Source organism: Paenibacillus sp. MY03 (assembly GCF_002165585.1).
GTDB classification, from domain to species: Bacteria; Bacillota; Bacilli; order Paenibacillales; family Paenibacillaceae; genus Pristimantibacillus; species Pristimantibacillus agaridevorans.
The window spans coordinates 1-932 of sequence record NZ_MXQD01000101.1 but is presented as its reverse complement, the minus strand read 5'-3'; the positions used below and the strand labels follow the sequence as shown (position 1 = coordinate 932).

1 protein-coding gene is annotated in these 932 nt (G+C 55.3%); it reads left to right on the top strand.

Annotation, left to right across the window (positions count from 1 at the left end; translation table 11 throughout):
* On the top strand, nucleotides 1–639 hold a 639-nt coding region (locus B1748_RS35995), incomplete at its 5' end, for an extracellular solute-binding protein (protein WP_143810476.1).
* Nucleotides 640–932: the final 293 nt, after the last annotated feature.

Genomic DNA, 932 nt, shown 5'->3' with positions numbered 1-932 from the left:
GACGGCAGCATGATCCCGGGCGCGGAATCGCTCGACATCGATCCGCTTCGCGCGCAATTCGCCCAAGGCAAGATCGGCATGTACGTCAATCATTCCGGCGAGCCTGCGGTATACACCTCCCAATTCCCGACGGACATTAAATGGGCGGCCGCGGAAGTGCCGACTTCGGACGGCGTCGTAGACGGCGTGTCGTGGGTCAATGCGGGCGGTTACCTCGGCATCAGCTCCAAGTCTTCGAACAAGGAAGCCGCGGCCAAGTTCGTGGAATACGTGTACGGCAAGGAGCTGCGCGTCGAGTATCAGGAGAAGGGACTCGGACTATCCGTTCTGCCGTTCGTCAACGAAGCTTCGGGACAACCCGAGCTGAAGGGCATCGACGGCTTCCTGCCTACCAAGTACGACGGCATCTATCCGGCTACGCCGAGTTCCATCACGGAAACGAAGCTGGAAGGCAAGAAGGCGGCGGACGTCTTCACGGAATATATTTTGACGGGCAATTCGTCGCTCGACAGCATCATCGCCGACTTGAACGAACGTTACAAGAAGGCGCTCGCAACGACGCGCGCCGACGGTTTGACCAATATTCAGGCGGATCCTTCGTTTAACGCAAGCAGCCTGCAAGGCTCTCTGGCGAAGTAAGGCAAGGACTGATGAACGAAAAGAATGCCGGAAGGCCGCCTGGGGCGGCCTTCTTGGTTATAGGAGGCCGTAGGCGTTAAAAACGCCATATGGGGTCAAAAAGTATGCGAATAAGCGGCTGTAGGCGTTAAAAACGCCGATGGATCTTCCAGCATTAACAAAGCATGGTTGCACGATGGAATGGGAAGGGAAGCCAATCGTACGCCTAATCCGGAAATAACGGGAAAAGCTCCCTCTAATCTTAACGAATCGAGTTATTTGTGGTAGCGTCAAGAAGTTTGTGTAAGTAGGTT